20 protein-coding genes are annotated in these 19,857 nt (G+C 69.1%); 12 read left to right on the top strand and 8 right to left on the bottom strand.

What is annotated here, in order from left to right; translation table 11 throughout:
• The first annotated feature begins 52 nt into the window (after positions 1-52).
• Positions 53-268 carry a hypothetical protein gene (locus tag RWQ91_RS04220; RefSeq protein ID WP_314502818.1) on the top strand — a complete coding sequence of 72 codons (216 nt, stop codon included), beginning with the start codon at positions 53-55 and terminating at the stop codon, positions 266-268.
• A gap of 40 nt (positions 269-308) precedes the next feature.
• A complete protein-coding gene (locus RWQ91_RS04215) occupies positions 309-659 on the top strand; it encodes an SHOCT domain-containing protein (RefSeq protein ID WP_314502817.1) in 351 nt (116 codons plus the stop codon).
• A gap of 86 nt (positions 660-745) precedes the next feature.
• Here RWQ91_RS04215 and RWQ91_RS04210 read toward each other — a convergent pair whose 3' ends face one another.
• On the bottom strand, positions 746-1,768 hold the full coding sequence (locus RWQ91_RS04210) for a 2-oxoglutarate and iron-dependent oxygenase domain-containing protein (RefSeq protein ID WP_314502815.1): 1,023 nt from the start codon (positions 1,766-1,768) through the stop codon (positions 746-748).
• Between the two features lie 161 nt (positions 1,769-1,929).
• On the opposite strand from RWQ91_RS04210, the gene efeU reads away from it, so the two are divergent.
• Genes efeU through efeB form a run of 3 tightly spaced genes read left to right on the top strand, consistent with a single transcriptional unit; the run spans position 1,930 to position 5,397 of the window.
• A complete protein-coding gene (gene efeU, locus RWQ91_RS04205) occupies positions 1,930-2,871 on the top strand; it encodes an iron uptake transporter permease EfeU (protein WP_314502813.1) in 942 nt (313 codons plus the stop codon).
• Positions 2,868-4,097 carry an iron uptake system protein EfeO gene (efeO, locus tag RWQ91_RS04200; RefSeq protein WP_314502811.1) on the top strand — a complete coding sequence of 410 codons (1,230 nt, stop codon included), beginning with the start codon at positions 2,868-2,870 and terminating at the stop codon, positions 4,095-4,097. The genes efeU and efeO overlap by 4 nt, the downstream gene beginning before the upstream one ends.
• A gap of 1 nt (position 4,098) precedes the next feature.
• Positions 4,099-5,397 (top strand): iron uptake transporter deferrochelatase/peroxidase subunit, encoded by a 1,299-nt coding sequence (gene efeB, locus RWQ91_RS04195; RefSeq protein WP_314502810.1) that lies wholly within the window; start codon positions 4,099-4,101, stop codon positions 5,395-5,397.
• 16 nt (positions 5,398-5,413) lie between these two features.
• On the opposite strand, the gene RWQ91_RS04190 is transcribed toward efeB, so the two are convergent.
• Positions 5,414-6,631 (bottom strand): acyltransferase family protein, encoded by a 1,218-nt coding sequence (locus tag RWQ91_RS04190; protein WP_314502808.1) that lies wholly within the window; start codon positions 6,629-6,631, stop codon positions 5,414-5,416.
• 200 nt (positions 6,632-6,831) lie between these two features.
• Between RWQ91_RS04190 and RWQ91_RS04185 the strand changes: the two genes are divergently transcribed.
• The 3 genes from RWQ91_RS04185 to RWQ91_RS04175 all read left to right on the top strand — a co-directional run bounded on the left by RWQ91_RS04185 (position 6,832) and on the right by RWQ91_RS04175 (position 9,949).
• Entirely contained in the window at positions 6,832-8,037 is a 1,206-nt protein-coding gene (locus RWQ91_RS04185; protein WP_399545860.1) for an LLM class flavin-dependent oxidoreductase, read from the top strand.
• A gap of 1 nt (position 8,038) precedes the next feature.
• The gene (locus tag RWQ91_RS04180) at positions 8,039-8,689 is read left to right on the top strand and encodes an FMN reductase (RefSeq protein ID WP_314502806.1); all 651 of its coding nucleotides are present in this window, start codon (positions 8,039-8,041) and stop codon (positions 8,687-8,689) included.
• A gap of 105 nt (positions 8,690-8,794) precedes the next feature.
• Entirely contained in the window at positions 8,795-9,949 is a 1,155-nt protein-coding gene (locus RWQ91_RS04175) for a N(5)-(carboxyethyl)ornithine synthase (RefSeq protein WP_314502804.1), read from the top strand.
• Here the strand turns inward: RWQ91_RS04175 and RWQ91_RS04170 are convergent.
• Genes RWQ91_RS04170 through RWQ91_RS04160 form a run of 3 tightly spaced genes read right to left on the bottom strand, consistent with a single transcriptional unit; the run spans position 9,946 to position 12,706 of the window.
• On the bottom strand, positions 9,946-10,746 hold the full coding sequence (locus tag RWQ91_RS04170; protein ID WP_314502803.1) for a DNA/RNA non-specific endonuclease: 801 nt from the start codon (positions 10,744-10,746) through the stop codon (positions 9,946-9,948). The genes RWQ91_RS04175 and RWQ91_RS04170 overlap by 4 nt on opposite strands.
• 8 nt (positions 10,747-10,754) lie before the next feature.
• Positions 10,755-11,438, bottom strand: coding sequence for a response regulator (locus RWQ91_RS04165; RefSeq protein ID WP_314502802.1), 684 nt, complete (start codon positions 11,436-11,438; stop codon positions 10,755-10,757).
• On the bottom strand, positions 11,435-12,706 hold the full coding sequence (locus RWQ91_RS04160; protein WP_314502801.1) for an ATP-binding protein: 1,272 nt from the start codon (positions 12,704-12,706) through the stop codon (positions 11,435-11,437). Before RWQ91_RS04160 ends, RWQ91_RS04165 begins: the two co-directional genes overlap by 4 nt.
• A 154-nt stretch (positions 12,707-12,860) precedes the next feature.
• On the opposite strand from RWQ91_RS04160, the gene RWQ91_RS04155 reads away from it, so the two are divergent.
• The gene (locus tag RWQ91_RS04155; protein ID WP_399545858.1) at positions 12,861-14,306 is read left to right on the top strand and encodes a cation:dicarboxylate symporter family transporter; all 1,446 of its coding nucleotides are present in this window, start codon (positions 12,861-12,863) and stop codon (positions 14,304-14,306) included.
• Between the two features lie 67 nt (positions 14,307-14,373).
• On the opposite strand, the gene RWQ91_RS04150 is transcribed toward RWQ91_RS04155, so the two are convergent.
• Positions 14,374-14,511 carry a hypothetical protein gene (locus tag RWQ91_RS04150; RefSeq protein WP_314502798.1) on the bottom strand — a complete coding sequence of 46 codons (138 nt, stop codon included), beginning with the start codon at positions 14,509-14,511 and terminating at the stop codon, positions 14,374-14,376.
• 11 nt (positions 14,512-14,522) lie between these two features.
• A complete protein-coding gene (locus tag RWQ91_RS04145; protein WP_314502796.1) occupies positions 14,523-14,708 on the bottom strand; it encodes a DUF5302 domain-containing protein in 186 nt (61 codons plus the stop codon).
• A 369-nt stretch (positions 14,709-15,077) separates the two neighbouring features.
• Between RWQ91_RS04145 and RWQ91_RS04140 the strand changes: the two genes are divergently transcribed.
• From RWQ91_RS04140 to RWQ91_RS04130, 3 genes are all read left to right on the top strand, one after another.
• Positions 15,078-17,369 (top strand): polyribonucleotide nucleotidyltransferase, encoded by a 2,292-nt coding sequence (locus tag RWQ91_RS04140; RefSeq protein WP_314502795.1) that lies wholly within the window; start codon positions 15,078-15,080, stop codon positions 17,367-17,369.
• A gap of 271 nt (positions 17,370-17,640) precedes the next feature.
• Entirely contained in the window at positions 17,641-18,672 is a 1,032-nt protein-coding gene (locus tag RWQ91_RS04135; RefSeq protein WP_314502793.1) for an aldo/keto reductase, read from the top strand.
• Between the two features lie 95 nt (positions 18,673-18,767).
• Positions 18,768-19,370: a histidine phosphatase family protein gene (locus RWQ91_RS04130; protein WP_314502792.1), complete on the top strand. Its 603-nt coding sequence runs from the start codon at positions 18,768-18,770 to the stop codon at positions 19,368-19,370.
• On the opposite strand, the gene RWQ91_RS04125 is transcribed toward RWQ91_RS04130, so the two are convergent.
• Entirely contained in the window at positions 19,358-19,846 is a 489-nt protein-coding gene (locus RWQ91_RS04125; RefSeq protein ID WP_314502790.1) for a GNAT family N-acetyltransferase, read from the bottom strand. The genes RWQ91_RS04130 and RWQ91_RS04125 overlap by 13 nt on opposite strands.
• Positions 19,847-19,857 lie beyond the last annotated feature (11 nt).

The raw sequence follows: 19,857 nt of genomic DNA, 5'->3' as shown, positions 1-19,857 counted from the left end.
GCAGACAAGTATGGAACACAACCAGTCGGCCCGCATCGAGGCAGGAGGCGATATGACCTCGCACGTCTACGAAGTCATCGTTCGCGGCCGCATGAGTCCGGAGTTGATGGCCTCGTTCGCGGGGTTCCGGATCGACACCGACACCGACGGACTCACTCGGCTGGTGGGGGACGTGCCCGATCAGTCCGAGCTGCTGGGTCTGCTCGCCGCCTTTGACGATCTCCACATCGAGGTCGTCTCCGTCAACCCGGTATCGGGCCAGGAATGACCAGTGTGCGGCGCTCGCCGCCGGAGAGAAGGAGAAGATCATGCCGCTAGGAAGAAGACGTGGGGGCCTCATCGGAATGGCCGCCCGCACCGCCGTCGTCGCCGGCACCGCGACCGCTGTGAGCGGCAGCGTCCAGCGCCACCAGCAGGACAAGGCGCAAGGACAGTACGAGCAGCAGCAGTACGAGGCCTCCCAGCAGCAGGCGCAGATCGATGCGGCCGCTCAGGCGGCCGCGGCGCAGTACGCCCAGCCCGCCGCGCCCGCACCGGCCGCCGCGCCGGCGGGCGGTACCGACCTGGTCGCCGAGCTGCAGAAACTGGCGTCGCTGAAGGATGCCGGCATCCTCAGCGACGAGGAGTTCGCGGCCGCGAAGGCCAAGCTGCTCGGCTGAAGTCCTCCGCGCCGCTCGCGGCGCTGTGCGATCTCCCGGCACGGACGACAGTTCGCGCCGGGAGATCGCCGCGGGCGATCCGGACGTCAGCCCGGGGTCGCCGTCCGTGCGGCCACCAGGTCGGCGTGATGGATGGAAGCCACATCCGGGTGGGCGCGCAGGCGTGACTTGAGGGCGTTCTCGCCGTACAGCGCGTGGATCGGATTGGCGGGGTCGCGGGTGACACCGCGCGCCTCGGCAGCGAGCTCGGGCGGCAGCTCGATGATCGGCAGCCGCGCGTCCAGCGCCGGGTTGAAGAAGAACGGCACCGAGATGCGGTCATCGGGGTACTTCGGCGAAACCACCCGGTGGTTCGTCGCGATGAGATAGCCCTGGGTCGCGTACTCGAGCAACTCGCCGATGTTCACGACGAACGCGCCGGGAACCGGGGGAGCATCGACCCATTCGCCGTCGCGCTCCACCTGCAGACCGCCCTTGCCCGGCTCGACCCAGAGCAGGGTCAGCACCCCGGAATCCTTGTGCGCGCCGACGCCCTGCTGGGGCGTCGGGTCGTCCTTCCCCGGGTAGCGGACGATCTTGATGAGCGTCGAGGGCTCGCCGAAGTGCTGGTCGAAGTAGGACTCTTCCGCGCCGAGCGCGACGGCCCATGCGCGCAGGAGCTTGCGGGCCACTCCCGACAGGTGGTCGTGCCACTCGGAGACGACCTCCCGCAACTCCGGCTGGGCGGCCGGCCAGAGGTTCGGCCCGATCAGGCGGGCGTAATCGGGTGAGGAGCCGTCGCTGATCGCCTCGCGTTCGGGACCGATGTCGATCTGCTCCCGCCAGTCCACGCGCCCCTGCGTGCGCTCGCCGCCGACGCGCGTGTACCCGCGGAAGTGCGGGCTGCGCACGTTCTCGATCGCGAGCTTGTCGCTCTCGGGCAGGGCGAAGAAGTCGCGCGCCGCGGTGTGCAGCCGCTGTTCGAGCCGGGCGGAGATGCCGGTACCGGTCAGATAGAAGAATCCGACGTCGTGCGTCGCCGCGCGCAGGTCGGCACGGAAGGACGCCGCCGCCTCCGCTCCGGCATCGAGCTGCGACAGGTCCAGAACGGGCAGGGAGAGTTCAGCCATCCACCGACCATAGGCAGGGGCCGCGGCATCCGCGCGTATGTTGCCCCGGGTTACCGCGCAGGCGCGTTCGCCGCTTTTGACCCCTGCGGTGAAGGCGGGTACCGTTGATCTTGTGAGGGTTGCCTAACCTCACTACCCGCCCCTAGCGTCTCGAGATCAGCGTGCTCGCCACCTTCCTCATCGGCCTCCGTGAAGGCCTCGAAGCCGCGCTCGTGATCGGCATCCTCGTGGCTTATCTCAGCCGGATCGGCCGTCGGGACGTGCTTGCGCGCATGTGGGCGGGTGTCGGTCTGGCGGTTGCGCTCGCCCTCGGTATCGGCGCAGTCCTGACCTTCGGCGCGTACTCCCTCACGTTCGAGGCGCAGGAGATCATCGGCGGCACGCTTTCGATGATCGCGGTGGCCATGGTCACCTGGATGATCTTCTGGATGCAGAAGACCGCGCGCACGCTCAAATCCAGCCTCGAGGGCGGAATCGACCGGGCGCTGGCCCACGGAGGCCTCTGGGCGCTGGTGGCGATCGGCTTCGTCTCGGTCGCGCGCGAGGGCATCGAGACGACCCTGCTGCTGTGGTCGATGGTGCAGTCGTTCGGCGACGCACCCGCGGCCCTGCTCGGCGCTCTGCTCGGACTCGCCGCCGCCGTCGTGCTGGGCTGGCTGCTCGCGCGAGGGATGCTGAAGCTCGACCTGCGGCGCTTCTTCCTGTGGACCGGCGCGTTCCTGATCATCGTGGCCGCAGGTGTGCTCGCGTACGCCGTGCACGATCTGCAGGAGGGTGGAGTGCTGCCCGGCCCGTTCGGGGCCATGGCCCCCACAGACCCCGCCACCGGAGCGGTGGCCGTCGGACTCGCGGGCTTCCCGTTCGGCTGGGCGTTCGATCTCACCGCCCAGATCGCGCCCGGCTCCGCCCCGGCCGCGCTGCTGCAGGCAGCCGTCGGATTCATGCCGCAGATGACGTGGCTGCAGGTGATCGCCTGGGCGCTGTACATCCTGATCGTCGGGGCGTTCTTCCTGCGCGGAGCACGCCGGCGGCCCGCGCCGTCGCGCCCGGCTGCCGTGCCCGTGCGCGCCGACGCCGCATCCCTAACGCAAGGAGTCGCATGACCCCCTCCCGCTTCCTCGGCGCCGTCGGTGTCGTGGGGCTGTCGATCGTCGTGCTCGCCGGCTGCGTCGCCAAGAGCGAGGCGGCCGCCTCGGATGAGCTGAGCGTCGCCGCCACCGACAGCGCGTGCGACGTGTCGGCCGCGACGGCGACCAGCGGCACCCTGGCGTTCGAGGTCACCAACACGGGTGACGACGTCACGGAGTTCTATCTGCTCGCCGATGACGGTCTGCGCATCGTCGGCGAAGCCGAGAACATCGCTCCGGGCGCGTCTCGCACCCTGACGGTGGTCGTCCAGCCGGGCGAGTACTTCACCGTGTGCAAGCCGGGCATGACCGGGGACGGCGTGGGACGCTCCGGCTTCACGGTCTCGGGTGAGACTGTTGCGATCGACGGGCCGGATGCCGAGCAGAAGCAGCGCGCGGTCGACCTGTACGCCGCCTTCGTCGAGGACCAGGTCGGTCAGCTCGTCCCGGCGGTCGACGCGTTCGTCGCCGACTACCAGGCCGGCTCGGACGACGCGGCCCGGGCGGCCTTCCCCCAGGTCCGCTCCTTCTACGAGCGGATCGAGCCGATCGCCGAGGCGCTGGGCGACCTGGATCCGCGCATCGACTACCGCGAAGTGGATGCCGTCGCCGAAGGCCTCGAGTGGACCGGGTTCCACCGCATCGAGAAGGATCTCTGGGTTCCCGGCGCCGACGCCCTCAACGCGGACGGGGAGACTCCGGCGTGGCAGGACTGGGCGCCGTCCACGACCGAGGAGCGCGCCGCGTTCGGCGACCAGCTGATCGCGGACGTGGCCGAGCTCGATGCGTACGTCCATTCCGACGAGTTCGCCGAGGCGCTGCAGGACCAGGGAGTCGTCGGCCTGAGCAACGGGGCCATCGCCCTTCTGGATGAGGTGGCGATGGGCAAGATCACCGGCGAGGAGGACTGGTGGTCGGGAACCGACATCTGGGACTTCGCGGCCAACGTCGAGGGCTCGAAGATGGCGTTCTCGCTCGTGCGCGATCTCGCCGCGTCCCAGGGCGCCGACGGCGCCGCGCTCGTCGAGGACATCGATGCCGGGTATGCCGCTCTGGAGGCGTCGCTCGCGGCGCACGGCTCGCTCACCGACGGTTTCGCGCCGTACTCGTCGCTCACCGACGACGACAAGCGCGAGTTCACCGATCTGATCAACGCGCTCGCCGAGCCTCTCTCGCAGCTGACCGTCACCGTCCTGGAATGACATGACCGAGGATGAGGCGCTGACCGACACGGCGGTCGCCCCGAACGGCGTGAGCCGTCGCGGGCTGCTGGGTCTGGTCGGCGCGGGTGCCGCGGGCCTTGCGATCGGGGCGGGCGCCGGCGTCGCGGGGGGCACCGCGATCGCCCGCGCGGCGGATGCCGGTGCGTCGGCATCCCCGTACGAGTTCTACGGACCCCACCAGGCCGGGATCACGACTCCCGTGCAGGACCACCTGCACTTCGCGGCGTTCGACATGATGGCCCGGACCGACCGGGCGGACCTCATCTCGCTGCTGCAGGACTGGTCGTACGCCGCCGCACGGATGACCCGCGGCCTCGACGTGAGTGCCACCGGTGCCGTCGGCGGGTCGCCCGAGGCACCGCCGGATGACACCGGCGAGGCGCTGGGATTGGGGGCGAGCGGGCTGACGATCACGATCGGATTCGGGCCCACGCTGTTCGACCTCGACGGCGCCGATCGCTACGGCATCGGCGATCGCCGACCCACCGGGCTCGAGAAGCTCCCGGCGTTCCTGGGCGATGACCTGGATCCCGACGCGTCGGGCGGCGACCTGTGCATCCAGGCCTGCGCCGATGATCCCCAGGTGGCGGTGCACGCCATCCGCAATCTGAGCCGCATCGCGTTCGGACGCGCCAAGATCCGCTGGTCCCAGATGGGGTTCGGCCGCACGTCCCGCACCACCTCGGAGCAGCAGACCCCGCGCAATCTGTTCGGGTTCAAGGACGGGACGGCCAACATCCTCGCCGATGACACCGCCGCGCTCGGCGAGCACGTCTGGTCGGCCGCATCGGATGCACCCGCCTGGATGGCCGGCGGCTCGTACCTGGTCGCGCGCAAGATCGCCATGCTGATCGAGACGTGGGATCGTGTGCGACTGTCGGAGCAGAACGCCATCGTGGGGCGCGACAAGGGCCAGGGCGCTCCGCTCTCCGGCGGCGACGAGTACTCGGCCCCCGACCTTCAGGCGACCGATGCCGGCGGCTCGCCGCTCGTGCCCGAGCGCAGCCACGTGCGCCTCGCGCACCCGGATCTGAACGGCGGCGTGCGCATCCTGCGTCGCGGCTACAACTTCGTCGACGGCAACACCGATCTGGGTCGGCTGGACGCGGGGCTGTTCTTCCTGTCGTATCAGCGACGTCCGGAGCAGTTCGTGCGGATTCAGCGCTCGCTGTCCACCGACGTCATGAGCGAGTACCTCCGGCACATCGGCTCGGGATTGTGGGCCGTGCCGCCGGGAGCGGCCGCCGGATCGTACGTCGGAGCGGGCCTGTTCGCCTGAGGCGCGGCGCAGGCCCTCAGCCGTTCTGGCGAGGATCCGCGTGAGCCCGCGCGGGCCGCGGCTGGTCCCGCGGGCGCCGCGAACCGGTGGGGTCCGACCGGCGACCCTCCCGCCCGGCCAGGGTGGGGTCGGCGAACAGCCAACCGGGTCGGGGCTCCACGAGTGGCCGGAACACCGTGCGCGCCGGCTTGGTCGCCAAACCCAGGGCGATCAGCACCGAGGCGACGGCGACGATCGGCAGCCAGATCCAGGTCGGCTCGAGGCCGCGCAGAACACCGGACTCGCGGAAGGGATACAGCACGAACGAGTGCAGCAGGTACACGTACATCGTGTACTGGCCGAAGTGCGTCCACCAGTGCGTCTGCCGGGGGAGCAGCGCGAAGAATGCCGCCGACAGCACGAGCGCGATCGCCATCAGGGCCAGACGCACGCCGCCGGCCCACCACTCGGTGCCGCCGATGGAGGAATAGTTCTCGTCGTAGAACAGCCACTCGCGCAGGTTCATCGCACGCCATGCGTCGGCGAAGAACCACGCCGCCCATCCCGCGATCCCCAGCAGCCCGGCCGCCGAGAGCAGGACCCACCACGGCCGATCGCGCAGCAGGCGCAGCCGCTCGACCACGTCGCGGTCGCGCAGCCACCACCCGAGGGCGAAGAACGGCAGCAGTCCGAGCGTGCGTGACAGCGACAGCGTCGAGTCGATGTTCGGAAGATAGCCGGCCCCGATCGAGATCACGACCGTCCACAGCAGCGGCCAGCGCAGGAGTGCGAGGTAGGGCAGCACGAGCCGGAAGATGCCGAGGGCGAGCAGGAACCACAGAGTCCAGGACGGCTCGGTGAGGTTCGGATTCGCCTGGCCCTCCACGATCCACTTCGTCAGCGTCCAGAGCGCCTCGAAGATCACGTACGGCAACAGGATGTCGGTGATCACGCGTGCCATCTGGCGGGAGCCCGGCGCGTCGGACTTGGAGAAATAGCCCGAGATGATCGCGAACGCCGGCATGTGGAACGAGTACACCAGCAGATAGAGGCCCAGTGCCGCATCGGAGTCATAGGTCAGGCGCTGCGTGGCATGACCGAGCACGACCAGCACGATGCACGCGAACCGCGCGTTGTCCCAGAACGGCAACCGGCGCTTGGCCCGCGGCACGCCGACCTTCCCGGTCGGCGGAGCGGGGGAGGGGGATGCCGCCGCCGGACTGCGGGGCGGGGCCGGGTTCGCTGGATCTGTCATGGCGGCGCCTGCAACTTTATCCTGAGGGGGCGGACGACGGCGATGGGCCCGCAGTGCCCGCGTCGAGCACGAGGGAATAGATTCGCAGAAGCAGTGTTCTACCGAATACATTCATTTGAATAGAAGCGGATGCCACCCGCATCCCGAATCGGAGAGCGATCGTGAACGAGAACACCACCCCCGCAGCGAAGGCGCCGGCCATCCAGTTCGGCATCTTCACCGTGAGCGACATCACCGAAGACCCGACCACCGGCCGCACGCCCAGCGAGGCCGACAAGATCCGCAACACGATCACGGTCGCCAAGCACGCCGAGGAGGTCGGACTCGACGTCTTCGCGCTGGGCGAGCATCACAACCCGCCGTTCTGGTCGTCCTCTCCCACCACGACGCTGGCCTACATCGCCGCGCAGACCGAGCGCCTCGTGCTCTCGACGGCGACGACCCTCATCACCACGAACGACCCGGTGAAGATCGCCGAGGACTACGCGATGCTCCAGCACGTGTCCGGCGGTCGCACGGACCTCATGCTCGGCCGTGGGAACACCGGCCCGGTCTATCCGTGGTTCGGTCAGGACATCCGTCAGGGGCTTCCGCTCGCGATCGAGAACTACGCACTGCTGCACAAGCTGTGGCGTGAGGACGTCGTGGACTGGGAGGGGAAGTTCCGCACACCCCTGCAGGGCTTCACCTCCACGCCGCGACCGCTCGATGACGTGCCGCCGTTCGTCTGGCACGGATCGATCCGCACCCCTGAGATCGCGGAGCAGGCTGCGTACTACGGTGACGGCTTCTTCGCCAACAACATCTTCTGGCCCTCGGAGCACTACCAGCGCCTCATCACCCTGTACCGCCAGCGCTTCGCCCACTACGGTCACGGCACGCCCGAGCAGGCGATCGTCGGACTCGGCGGCCAGGTGTTCATGCGTGCCAACTCCCAGGACGCCGTCCGCGAGTTCCGGCCCTACTTCGACAACGCTCCCGTCTACGGCCACGGGCCCGCGATGGAGGACTTCGCGGAGATGACGCCGCTCACCGTCGGGTCTCCGCAGCAGGTCATCGACCGCTACGCCGGCATGCGCGACATCTTCGGCGACTACCAGCGCCAGCTGTTCCTGATGGATCACGCCGGACTCCCGGTCAAGACGGTGCTCGAGCAGCTGGACATCCTGGGCGGCGAAGTCGTCCCGGTGCTGCGAAAGGAGCTCGCGAAGGATCGCCCTGCAGACGTCCCCGACGCCCCCACGCACGCGGCACTCGTCGCGGCGAAGTACGGCGACCGCGGACCGGCGGCGAAGGTCCCCAACCCCAACCGCGGCGACAACCTCACCGGCGGATCGCCCTACCGCGAGACCGCGACTGCGGCCGGCTCGTCCTTCGGTGCCGCGGCCGTGCGGACGGGAGCCTGAGATGACCGCGCGTCGCATCGCCGTCATCTCGGCGGGACTGTCCAATCCGTCGTCCACACGACTGCTGGCCGACAGGCTGGCAAGCGCCACCGTGCGCGCCCTCGGCGAGACCGCTGACGGCGTCGAGACCGAGGTGGACGTGTTCGAACTGCGCGACTACGCGCACGACATCACGAACAATCTGCTCACCGGCTTCGCCCCCGCTTCGCTCGAGACGATGATCAACACCGTCGTCTCGGCGGATGCCGTCATCGCGGTGACCCCGATCTTCTCGACGAGCTATTCGGGTCTGTTCAAGTCGTTCATCGACATCCTCGATCCGGATGCCCTGACCGGCAAGCCCGTGCTGCTCGGCGCGAACGCGGGCACCGCTCGTCATTCGCTGGCGATCGACTACGCCATCCGGCCGCTGTTCACGTATCTGCATGCCGAGCCGGTCTCCACCGGCGTCTTCGCCGCCTCCAGCGACTGGGGCGCCTCGGGAGACCAGGTCGCCCCGCTCGGCGAGCGGATCGAGCGGGGTGCACGCGAACTGGCGGAAGCCATCGCGCGGCGCTCGCCGAAGGTCGAGTCCGACCCGTTCGATCCGGCGAACTACCTCGGCGAAGGTCGCTCGTTCGGGCACTTGCTCGGGGGCCTCGCGGGAGAGTAGGCCGCTTTCGGCGACTGGTAGCGTCGAGAGCACGGAGTCGGTTCGGCTCCTCCTGGGGCCCGGCTTGCTGACGCGCGTCCCCGCTGAGGGAAGAAGACGATCATCATGGCTGCTCGAAACCCTCTGGTCCTGGGCGTCGTCGGCGTCTCGCGCAAGCCGGACGAACGGCGGGTCCCGCTCCATCCGGGACACCTCGACCGCATCCCCGAGGAGCTGCGTGCGAGCGTGCTGCTGGAGACGGGGTACGGGGAGCGCTTCGGGGTGGCCGACGATGAGCTGCGACCGCTCGTGGGCGGCATCCTGGATCGCGCTCCGCTGATCGCAGCATCCGATGTGCTGCTGCTGCCCAAGCCGCAGCACCAGGATCTCCGCGAGATGCGCGACGAGCAGGTGCTGTGGGGATGGCCGCACCTGGTCCAGGACGAGGTGATGACCCAGCTCGCGCTGGACAAGCGCCTGACCACCATCGCGTTCGAGGCGATGAACCACTGGGGGAGCGATGGAACCTTCGGGCTCCACGTCTTCCACCTCAACAACGAGATCGCCGGATACTGCTCGGTGCTGCACGCGCTGCAGCTGTGCGGCTCGACCGGCGACTACGGGCGCCGGCTGACCGCGGTGGTCATCGGGTTCGGTGCGACCGCGCGGGGCGCCGTGACGGCCCTGCGCGCGCACGGGGTGCACGACGTGCGCGTTCTCACCAACCGCCGCACGGCATCCGTCGCGGCTCCGATCCACGCGGCGCAGATGATCCAGTTCGACCATGACGACGGCCCCTACCTGAGCGAGGTCATCACCGACGACGGGCGCGTGCCTCTCGCCCCCTTCCTGGCGGAGAGCGACATCGTCGTGAACTGCACCCTGCAGGACCCGAACCGACCGCTCCTGTACCTGAAGACCGACGACCTCGAGGCTTTCCGCCCGGGCAGCCTCATCGTGGACGTCTCGTGCGACGAGGGCATGGGCTTCGAGTGGGCGCGACCGACCACATTCGTCGATCCGATGTCGACCGTCGGCGGCAACATCAACTACTACGCGGTCGACCACAGTCCGTCGTACCTCTGGAACTCGGCGAGCTGGGAGATCAGCGAGGCCCTGCTGAGCTTCCTTCCGACCGTCATGGGCGGCCCTGACGCCTGGAGAGGCAGCGAGACCATCTGGCGTGCGATCGAGGTCAGCGACGGCGAGGTCCGAAACCCTGCGATCCTCGAGTTCCAGAATCGCTCCGCTGAGAAGCCCTATCCGATCCTCGCCTCCTAGAGGCGGATGTCGGCGGGCACCGTCAGCGGGGTCCACTGTGCCGGCCGCGCGGTGCCGGCCGGCATGATGTCCGCGGCGACCAGCACGCCGAAGTCGATGCCGCTGAGCGCGGCGATGTCGGACACGGGCACCTGGAACGTCCGGAACGACCCCAGCCGGGCGACCGCGGTGAGCGCTCCGAGTTCGACGAGCTCGGTCTGATCGAGCACGAATCCCGTCGCGGCGAGGGTTCCGGCGCCCTCCGCATCCGGCTCCACCCATGCGGCGACCTTCCAGAACCGCAGCGGAATCCGGATGCCGCGATACGGCGGATCGGCATCGGCGAGCATCGGCCCCGTGAAGACCGAGACGCGCTGGTCCGTGGTGTCCGCGTACCGCAGCACGTGGTCCTCGAGTCCGACCCACAGCTCCTTCGACTGATTGAACACCGAGGCCTGCGGCGCCGCGTTCGTGTAGACGAAGGTCGCCTCGGTTGCCGCGCGTGCCTCGGCGGCGGTTCCCCACCCCGGATCCCGCCGACGCACAAGATGCCCGCGGTCGAAGTCGTTGTCGGCGTAGACCTCCGGGCCCGCCTGCACGGCCGCCGGCACCCGCGGGTCCAGGTCCCAGTCGCCCGTGCGGGGCAGGTCCTGCAGCGTCCGCCCGTCGATGTTGACCGCGGTGACCGCGGCCAGGCGCCTGCGCGTGTCGAGGATGAGCGAGAAGCGCAGGTAGGCGAGCTCGATGAGCCCCGCGGTGCTGGTCGGCCGCGGCATACCGAGCGGGGTGCCGAGGAAATCCGGATCGTAGCCCGACATGTGCTCCCTCACCCGCGCCAGCGGTACTCGGTCTCGGGGCGTCCCGGGGTGCCGTAGCGCGGCGAGCGATCGACCCGGCCCGAATCGGCCAGGTGCTCGAGGTAGCGACGAGCCGCGACGCGGGACATCCCCAGTCGTGATGCCGTCTCGGCGGCGGAGAGCGGACCGTCCGTGCGCACGGCGGCGGTGACGCGCTCGAGGGTCTCGGCTGCGAGCCCCTTGGGCAGCGCGAGGGGGGAGGAGGGCCGCAGAGCGCTCAGCATCGCATCGATCTCGGATTGGGTCGCGGGGCCGGAGGTGTCGCGCGCGCGCTCGCGGTACGCCCGGTACTGCTCGAGGCGCTCGCGGAAGACCGCGAAGGCGAACGGCTTGACGAGATACTGTGCGACTCCCAGCCCCACCATCTGGCGCACCACCTCGGCATCGCGCACGCCGCTGACGGCGATCACGTCGACATCGGCTGCGCGTGCACGCACATGACGCAGCACGTCCAGGCCCGTGCCGTCGGGCATGGTGACATCCAGAAGCACGAGATCGATCCCTTCCGCCGGCGGCCGTTCGAGGATCGCCGTCACCGCCGCGCGGGCCCCCGTGCACTCGGCGACCACCCGGAAGCCCCCGAGGCGCTCGAGGTAGGTGCGATGCAGTTCGAGAGTCAGGGCGTCGTCGTCGACCAGCAGGACCTGGATCATTGCCGCCTTCCGGGAAGGATGACCTGGAAGGTCGTCGGGTTCTCCGCGAGATCGACGCCCCCGCCGGAGGCCTCGACGATCGAGCGCACGAGGGCGAGGCCCACGCCGCGGCCCTCGGCCCCCGCGGGCTTGGTCGAGAAGCCGTGCGCGAAGATGCGCTCGCGCAATTCGGGCGGCACCCCCGTGCCCGAGTCGCTCACCGAGATCTCGAGCGCGCCTCCCGGTGCGGGGGCGAAGACCACCCGCACCCCTCGCGGCGCCGGGCCGGCCGCGGCGGCATCCAGCGCGTTGTCGATGAGGTTGCCGACCACGGACACCGCGTCGACGGGAGTGAGCGCGCTGCGCGGGGCCGCCGGGTCGATCTCGGCCGTCCACTCCACGCCGCGCTCTCGCGCCTGAGCCGCCTTCCCGAGCAGCAGCGCACCCACGGTTGGGTCTCCCTGTCGGCGCGCGGCCACCTGATCGACGAGCTCCTGGCTCTGCCGCGACGTCTCGGTGAGGATGCCGATCGCCTCGTCCGTGCGTCCGAGCTCGAGCAGCGCCACGGCCGTATGCATGCGATTGCCGTGCTCGTGGGTCTGAGCGCGCAGGGCCTCGCCGAGGGTGCGCACCGATTCGTACGAGGACACCGCGTCGCGCACCGCGCTCGCCGGCAGGTCTCCGGCGATCCGCCGCGTGAAGCGCCCGGCGAGCCACGCCGCCGCGAGCCCGACGGCAGCCAGGGCCACCGCGATCGCGACGACGAACGGAAGCTGGCGCACGACACCGCTGCCGACGCTGCCGAGGGTGATTCCCGCCGAGACCATGGCCACCACCTCGCCGTCCGACACCACCGGCACCACCGAGCGCAGCGACGGCCCCAGCGTGCCGACCGCCTCCTCCGTCAACGTCCTGCCTTCCAGGGCGGGACCGATGGTGCCGAGGTAAGGTCGGCCGATCTCCGCCGGATCACGGTGCGTGAGGCGGATCCCCTCCGTGGTCATGATCGTGACGAAGTCGATGGGGGTGTCGTCCATGATCCGCACGGCGATCGGCTGCAGGCGTGCGGTGGCGGACGCCGCGGAGCCGCTCTGGACCGCCGCGGCGACCTCGGGCATCTCGGCGATGGTCCGGGCGACGGCGAGCGTCACGGCTTCGGCTTCGGCGCGCTGGGTGTTCTGAGCCTGGATGGACAGCAGCACCGCCAGCAGCACCGTGATGACCGCCACCGCTCCGAGGAACGCCAGGAACACCCGCGATGCCGCGCTCGCTGCGCTGCCGGCCGCCATACGCCTCCTCGCGTTCGATCCGTCGAGACCAATACGACCACAACCAGGGCCGGCCGGCATCCGTCGCCCAGAGTACCGACAGGACGGATGCCGGACAGGTGCTCCGTGGACAACGAGGTTTCAATCCCTATCGGAGGCGAAGATGGCTCTTCAGATTCCCAAGACGCAGTCCTTCACACTGCCCGGCTACAACTGGCGGCGCGGCAAGACGGCCTGGGACAAGCACACCTGGCTCTACATCGCCGTGATCATCGCCGTCGTGCTGGGCGCGACGATCGGCCTGATCTGGCCGGAGGTCGGCATCGCGCTGGAACCGATCGGCAAGGGATTCGTCGCACTGATCAAGATGATGATCGCGCCGATCATCTTCTGCACGATCGTCGTGGGCGTCGGCTCGATCGCCAAGGCGGCGACCGTCGGCAAGATCGGCGGACTCGCGCTGCTGTACTTCATGATCATGACGACCTTCGCTCTGGCGATCGGCCTCGTCGTCGGCAACCTCATCCACCCGGGTGAGGGCCTGAACATGACGAACTCCACGTACGACGCCACGACGACCGAGGCGAAGACGACGCAGGAGTTCCTCCTGGGGATCATCCCCACGACCTTCTTCTCCGCATTCACCGGCGAGAGCGTGCTGCAGGTGCTGTTCATCGCGCTGCTGGTCGGCTTCGCGCTGCAGAAGATGGGCGCCAAGGGCGAGCCGATCATGTTCGCGGTCAAGAACCTCCAGGCGCTGGTGTTCCGCATCCTCGGCATGATCCTGTGGCTCGCCCCGCTCGGCGCGTTCGGTGCGATCGCCGCCGTCGTCGGCAAGACCGGATTCGCGGCGATCATCAGCCTCGGTGTGCTCATGGTCGCGTTCTACATCACCTGCCTGGTCTTCGTCTTCGGCATCCTGGGCACACTGCTCTACGCCGTGACGCGCGTGAACATCTTCAGCCTGATCAAGTACCTGGCCCGTGAGTACCTGCTGATCGTCGGCACGTCCTCCTCGGAATCCGCGCTGCCCCGGCTCATCGCGAAGATGGAGCACCTCGGCGTCGCCAAGCCCGTCGTGGGCATCACGGTTCCGACCGGCTACTCGTTCAACCTCGACGGCACCGCGATCTACCTGACGATGGCATCGCTGTTCATCGCGTCGGGCATGGGGATGCCGATGGCGATCCCCGAGCAGATCGGCCTTCTGCTGTTCATGATCATCGCCTCCAAGGGTGCGGCCGGAGTCACCGGTGCCGGGCTCGCGACACTCGCCGGCGGTCTGCAGGCGTACCGCCCCGACCTGGTGGACGGGGTCGGCGTCATCGTCGGCATCGACCGGTTCATGTCCGAGGGCCGTGCGCTCACGAACTTCACCGGCAATGCCGTGGCGACCGTGCTGATCGGCACGTGGGTGAAGGAGTTCGACGCGACTCGGGCCCGTCGGGTGCTGCGGGGGGAGATCCCGTTCGACGAGACGACCCTCTCCGGTGATGACCATGACGGAATGTCGGATGCGAAGGATGCGGTCGGCACCCAGGACCTTGAAGAGGCCGCCGTGGCAGAAGCCGAGGCGAAGGGGGAGGGCGCTGGGGAGCGCGAGGTCGCACTGCGCTCCTGATCCGCCGCGCGTCCCCGGACAGCGAACGGCCCGCCTGCATACCGCAGGCGGGCCGTCCTGTCATCGGCTACCGGTCGCCGGTCGGGGGGAGGTCGTCCGCCTCGACATCGGTGCCCAGGGGTGGCGCATCGTCATCCGAGCCGTCCAGATCGGGAAGCTCGTCGGCCTCCTCGGAGATCTCGTGGAATGTGGGATCGAAAACCATCTCTGCTCCTCTCAGCCGCTCTTGCGGCGGAACTCGCGCTTCTGGGACGCCGGCCCGTGGGCGTCGTGGACGACCGATTCGCCGTCCAGGTGCGCCTCGCCGGACCGCTGCTGGGCGTTCTTCTTGTCCAGCGCTTCTTTGAACTTGCGCTTCATGTCGTCGGATGCCGCGCCGGCAGGCTTGTCTTCGGTACTCATGTCCTCAGCCTAAGCGGGAGCCATTCGTGCAGGCCAGCGATCGGCCGCATGCCGCCCTGATAGGCTTGTGCGGGTTGCCTTCGGGCAGCCGCTCAAATTGAACATGAGCACTACGCCTGTCATGGGCACTGGAGCAGGCCGGCAGCAAGCTGGTCCCCTGTGGTGGACTCCCCGTCGCGTGCGCGCCGGGTGCTCTTCTACTGGTGACCAGCGCAGGTACAGCGCGACGGAGAGTCGCGCGCCGATAATCTGCCTGTTCCTGCTCCTTCGAGTGAACGCGCGCGCCACACGGGCGTGCGCGTCAAAGAAGGGCACGGCGCCGCCGCATCGCTTGCGCAGCGCTCGCCAGAACAGAAAGTGAGAGACCTCTTGGAAGGTCCTGAAATCACCGCCGCAGAAGCCGTTCTCGACAACGGCCGCTTCGGCACCCGCACCGTCCGCTTCGAAACCGGACGCCTCGCGCAGCAGGCGCAGGGCGCCGTCGCCGCCTACCTCGACGAGGAGACGATGCTCCTGTCGGCCACCAGCGCCGGCAAGCACCCTCGCGAAGGCTTCGACTTCTTCCCCCTGACGGTCGACGTCGAAGAGCGCGCGTACGCCGCGGGCAAGATCCCCGGCTCGTTCTTCCGTCGTGAGGGACGCCCCTCCACCGAGGCGATCCTCGTCTGCCGCCTGATCGACCGGCCCCTGCGCCCGTCGTTCGTCGACGGCCTGCGCAACGAGGTCCAGATCGTCGTCACCGTCCTCTCGATCGCTCCGGGCGAGTTCTACGACGCCCTCGCGATCAACGCCGCATCGCTGTCCACCCAGATCTCGGGTCTGCCGTTCTCGGGTCCGATCGCGGGCGTGCGTCTCGCGCTGATCCCCGGACACGGCGACCACGCCGACCAGTGGATCGCGTTCCCGACCGTCACCCAGCTCGAGGAGGCCGTGTTCGACCTCATCGTCGCGGGTCGCGTGGTCACCGATGCCGAGGGCAACGAGGACGTCGCGATCATGATGGTCGAGGCCGAAGCCACCGAAGGCTCCTGGAACCTCATCAAGGGCGGCGCGGTCAAGCCGAACGAGCAGGTCGTGGCCGAGGGCCTCGAGGCCTCGAAGCCCTTCCTCAAGGAGCTCGTGGCCGCGCAGAACGTGGTCGCCAACACGGCCGCCAAGCCGATCAAGGAGTTCCCGGTCTTCCTGCCCTACAGCCAGGAGACCTACGACTTCGTCGCCGGCCGTGCCTACGACAAGCTCGTCCCGATCTACCAGATCGCCGAGAAGGTCGAACGCCAGAACGCCGACGACGCGCTGAAGGACTCCGTCAAGGCGGAGCTGCTGGCCGCCGTCGAAGCCGGCGAGCTGCCGGCCGTCGCCACGCTGGAATTCTCCGCGGCGTACAAGTCGGTCACCAAGGTCATCGTCCGCGGTCGCATCCTCTCCGAGGGCGTGCGCATGGACGGTCGCGGTCTGGCCGACATCCGCCCGCTGGATGCCGAGGTCCAGGTCATCCCGCGCGTTCACGGTTCGGCGATCTTCCAGCGCGGAGAGACCCAGATCCTGGGTGTCACCACGCTGAACATGCTGAAGATGGAACAGCAGATCGACTCGCTGTCGCCGATCACGCACAAGCGCTACATGCACCACTACAACTTCCCGCCGTACTCGACCGGTGAGACCGGTCGCGTCGGCAGCCCGAAGCGTCGCGAGATCGGGCACGGCTTCCTGGCCGAGCGCGCCCTTGTGCCGGTGCTGCCGAGCCGCGAGGAGTTCCCGTACGCGATCCGCCAGGTGTCCGAGGCTCTCGGCTCGAACGGCTCGACGTCGATGGGCTCGGTGTGCGCCTCGACCCTCTCGCTCCTGAACGCCGGTGTGCCCCTGCGCGCCGCCGTCGCGGGCATCGCGATGGGCCTGGTCTCCGACGAGGTCGACGGACAGACGCGCTACGCCGCGCTGACCGACATCCTCGGCGCCGAAGACGCCCTCGGCGACATGGACTTCAAGGTGGCCGGCACGAGCGAATTCGTCACGGCGATCCAGCTGGACACGAAGCTCGACGGCATCCCGTCGTCCGTGCTGACCGCCGCTCTGCAGCAGGCTCACGAGGCGCGTCTGACGATCCTCGGCGTGCTCAACGCCGCGATCGACGGACCCGACGAGATGGCGCCCACGGCGCCGCGCGTCATCAGCGTGCAGATCCCGGTCGACAAGATCGGCGAGCTCATCGGGCCCAAGGGCAAGACGATCAACGCGATCCAGGACGAGACCGGAGCCCAGATCTCCATCGAGGAGGACGGCACCGTCTACATCGGCGCCACCGACGGTCCTGCGGCCGAGGCCGCGCGTGCGCAGGTGAACGCGATCGCCAACCCCACCAACCCGGAGGTCGGCGAGCAGTTCCTCGGCACCGTGGTCAAGCTGGCGACCTTCGGCGCGTTCGTCTCGCTGCTCCCGGGCAAGGACGGACTGCTGCACGTCAGCGAGGTCCGCAAGCTCGCGGGCGGCAAGCGGGTCGAGAACGTCGAAGACGTGCTGAGCGTCGGTCAGAAGATCCTCGTGAAGATCACGAAGATCGACGACCGCGGCAAGCTGTCGCTCGAGCCGGTCCTCGAAGAGGCCGCCGACCAGGAGGGTCGCGGCGCTGCCAGCCCCGGGCCCGAGGGTCCCGCCGAGGGCTGATCCCGGTTCCGCCGGCCGCACTGCACGGATGCCCGCTCCCTCTTCGAGGGGAGCGGGCATCCGCCGTTCGGGGCGGTGTCCCCCGAACGGTGGACACGCGGCGGGCATCATAGCGCCTCGTGACCTAAGCGTTACCCAATATTTACCGACCGGATGCCGGAAAGACCGGCTTCGGCGAAGTGACGGCTTACCCTCGAAGTACGCGCCGGGGGGCGTGAAGGAACTTCGCAGTCACGGCAACTCCTCGGGAGTCGACGTGAGGGGGTGGGACATGGCTACATCCGGCGTTGGCTCAGCCGTCTCCTCGGAGAGCCTGCCGACGGTCGCCGCCGCCGACGTGCACCCTTCGTCGCCGATCCCGGTGCAGGGACCGCCGCTGGGCCAGGCAGTTCGGGTCGCCCTCGGCGAGAGCGGTGCCGAGATCTTCCCGCTCATTCTCGGCGGGGCGGAGTTCGGCTGGAACGTCGACCTCGAATCCAGTCACGACATCATGGACGCGTACGTCGAGCGCGGCGGAAATGCGCTGCACACCGCCGACAGCTTCTCGGGCGGTCGCAGCGAGCACATCATCGGGCAATGGCTGCACTCCCGGGGACTCCGGGACGACATCACCCTCGCGGTCCGCATCGGCGGACACCCCGACAACCCGGGGCTCGGACCGGTCAATCTCGTGCGTGCCGTGGAGGCATCGCTCACCCGGCTGCGCACCGATCGCATCGACGTGCTGTACCTCGACGCCGCGACCGGTCCCACCGAGCTCGAAGAGACGCTCGCCACGGCGGAGTGGCTGGTGGAATCGGGCAAAGCGCGAGCGCTGGGAGCTGCCGGGTTCACCGCGGCACAGCTGGTGGAAGCCCGCATCTACGTCTCGGCGGGCTACCCCCGCATCAGCGTCCTGGACGTCCCCTTCAACGTCCTGCGCCGTCACGAGTTCGACGCCGATCTGCGCCTCGTCGCCGGTGCACAGGGGATGGCGGTCACCCCGTCGCACGCGCTCGAACACGGCTTCCTGGCCGGGCGTCACCGCACCCGGCTGCGCGGGGGGCTCTCCGTGCGCGGGGCGCAGATCGCCGCGAACATCAATCGGCGTGGCAGCCGCACGCTCCGCGCGCTCGACGCTGTCGGCACCGAGCTCGGCGTGCCGGATGCGGCCGTCGCCGTCGCATGGCTGCTGGCCCAGAAGCTCGTCACCGCTCCGATCGTGAACGCGTACGCGCCGCAGCACGTCGAGGAACTCGTGCAGGGCATCGGCGTCCGCCTGAGCCGCAGTCAGCTCGCCGACATCGCCCGCGCCTCGGAGTAGGGCCCGACGGGCTCGATCCCGGCTCGCCCGGCCGTCGTGACATAGGCTGGAACCGTGCCCGGAAGGCACGCTCTTCCCCGACGAAGCGAGCTGGCGTGACGCACTACATCTATCTCGTGCGGCACGGCGAACATCAGGACGCCGAGCACGGAATGATCGACGGACCGCTCTCACCGCGAGGACGCCGCCAGGCGGCGCTCCTGGCCGATCGTCTGTCGGGCGTGCCCTTCGACGCCGTATGGCACTCGCCTCTGGAACGCGCGAGCCAGACGGCGCGTGCGGTCGGCGAGCGGATGCCGTCGGTGTCTCCCGAGCCGTCCGCGCTGCTGTTCGACTGCGTTCCGACCGGCATGACGCCGGAGACGCCCTCCGTCTTCGAGCCGTTCTTCGGCGGCGTCACCGAGGCCGAGATCGAAGCCGGCCGCGCACAGATGGCCGACGCCACAAGCGAGCACCTGGCGCGCAAGAGCGGTGAAGTGCACGAGCTGCTGATCACGCATAACTTCGTGATCGCCTGGTTCGTGCGCGAAGTCCTGCAGGCTCCGGAGTGGCGCTGGATGACGCTGAATCAGGCGCACTGCGGTCTCACCGTGATCGCGCAGAAGCAGGGGCGGCCGTGGACGCTGCTCTCGCACAACGACCTCGCGCATCTGCCGGTCGAGCTGCGCACCGGCCTTCCGGAGGTCTACCCGGTCTGACCCCCGGGCGTCAGCGGCTTCGCGTACCACCGTGTCGCGTTCGGGTTGTCGTTGTACGGGTCGATCGCCTCGAAGCCGGCAGCCTCGTACAGCCGCCCGGCCGCCTCGAGTGTGTGGTGCGTGTCGAGCACCAGCTCACGCGCGCCCAGCGCGATCGCGCGTCGCTCGAGATCCCCCATCAGCAATCGCGCCCACCCCCGACCGCGTGCCTCCGGGCGCAGATAGAGGTGCTTCACCTCGTAGCGCGCACCGTGAGGGCCGTCGTCGATGCGTCGGATGCCGCCGCATCCGACGCTCGTTCCTTCGTCGTCGCGCACGACGAGGAACACGCCTGCGGGCGGCTCGAAGACCGACGGGTCAGGGTAGACCGTCGTATACGTGTGGCCGGGGAAGGTCGAAACCCGCATCGCGAAGTACTCGAACAGCAGCTCGTGCGCGTCGGGGGCGTCGACGGGTTCTTCGCGCAGCGTCACCATCCTCCGAGCGT

The organism is uncultured Microbacterium sp. (assembly GCF_963524805.1).
Taxonomy (GTDB): domain Bacteria; phylum Actinomycetota; class Actinomycetes; order Actinomycetales; family Microbacteriaceae; genus Microbacterium.
The sequence above is the reverse complement of the archived record's forward strand: the minus strand, read 5'-3'. Positions and strand labels throughout refer to the sequence as shown.

What these genes read in the sequence shown, in the direction of transcription:
- RWQ91_RS04220 (WP_314502818.1), top strand. Translation starts at nt 53, where the DNA reads ATGACCTCGCACGTCTACGAAGTCATCGTTCGCGGCCGCATGAGTCCG.
- RWQ91_RS04215 (WP_314502817.1), top strand. Translation starts at nt 309, where the DNA reads ATGCCGCTAGGAAGAAGACGTGGGGGCCTCATCGGAATGGCCGCCCGC.
- RWQ91_RS04210 (WP_314502815.1), bottom strand. Translation starts at nt 1,768, where the DNA reads ATGGCTGAACTCTCCCTGCCCGTTCTGGACCTGTCGCAGCTCGATGCC.
- efeO (WP_314502811.1), top strand. Translation starts at nt 2,868, where the DNA reads ATGACCCCCTCCCGCTTCCTCGGCGCCGTCGGTGTCGTGGGGCTGTCG.
- efeB (WP_314502810.1), top strand. Translation starts at nt 4,099, where the DNA reads ATGACCGAGGATGAGGCGCTGACCGACACGGCGGTCGCCCCGAACGGC.
- RWQ91_RS04190 (WP_314502808.1), bottom strand. Translation starts at nt 6,631, where the DNA reads ATGACAGATCCAGCGAACCCGGCCCCGCCCCGCAGTCCGGCGGCGGCA.
- RWQ91_RS04180 (WP_314502806.1), top strand. Translation starts at nt 8,039, where the DNA reads ATGACCGCGCGTCGCATCGCCGTCATCTCGGCGGGACTGTCCAATCCG.
- RWQ91_RS04175 (WP_314502804.1), top strand. Translation starts at nt 8,795, where the DNA reads ATGGCTGCTCGAAACCCTCTGGTCCTGGGCGTCGTCGGCGTCTCGCGC.
- RWQ91_RS04170 (WP_314502803.1), bottom strand. Translation starts at nt 10,746, where the DNA reads ATGTCGGGCTACGATCCGGATTTCCTCGGCACCCCGCTCGGTATGCCG.
- RWQ91_RS04165 (WP_314502802.1), bottom strand. Translation starts at nt 11,438, where the DNA reads ATGATCCAGGTCCTGCTGGTCGACGACGACGCCCTGACTCTCGAACTG.
- RWQ91_RS04160 (WP_314502801.1), bottom strand. Translation starts at nt 12,706, where the DNA reads ATGGCGGCCGGCAGCGCAGCGAGCGCGGCATCGCGGGTGTTCCTGGCG.
- RWQ91_RS04150 (WP_314502798.1), bottom strand. Translation starts at nt 14,511, where the DNA reads ATGGTTTTCGATCCCACATTCCACGAGATCTCCGAGGAGGCCGACGAG.
- RWQ91_RS04145 (WP_314502796.1), bottom strand. Translation starts at nt 14,708, where the DNA reads ATGAGTACCGAAGACAAGCCTGCCGGCGCGGCATCCGACGACATGAAG.
- RWQ91_RS04135 (WP_314502793.1), top strand. Translation starts at nt 17,641, where the DNA reads ATGGCTACATCCGGCGTTGGCTCAGCCGTCTCCTCGGAGAGCCTGCCG.
- RWQ91_RS04125 (WP_314502790.1), bottom strand. Translation starts at nt 19,846, where the DNA reads ATGGTGACGCTGCGCGAAGAACCCGTCGACGCCCCCGACGCGCACGAG.